This window comes from Pseudomonas sp. HY13-MNA-CIBAN-0226, from assembly GCF_040310305.1.
In the GTDB taxonomy this organism is placed as follows: Bacteria; Pseudomonadota; Gammaproteobacteria; order Pseudomonadales; family Pseudomonadaceae; genus Aquipseudomonas; species Aquipseudomonas gregormendelii.
Window position 1 is genome coordinate 1 of the sequence record NZ_JBEOPS010000617.1, and the last position, 237, is coordinate 237.

At 45.1% G+C, this 237-nt stretch carries 1 protein-coding gene; it reads left to right on the forward strand.

What is annotated here, in order from left to right:
• The coding region (locus AAEZ05_RS30135; RefSeq protein WP_350650330.1) for a multicopper oxidase domain-containing protein at window positions 1–237 on the forward strand (237 nt) is incomplete at both ends.

Consider the following 237-nt stretch of genomic DNA (forward strand, 5'->3'; position numbering starts at 1 on the left):
ATGGTATTCCTGCCAATAGTACGTTTACTTATAAATTCAAACTCAAGCAATCGGGTACTTATTGGTATCACTCGCACACGGGCTTTCAAGAACAGACCGGTATGCGCGGTGCTATCGTCGTTGAGGCTAAAGGACGAGAACGTCACCCTATCGCAGAAGACCATGTCATTTTACTTAGTGATTGGACGCACCGTGATCCGCATAATTTATTGAAACTACTAAAGCAGCGTGCTGGCT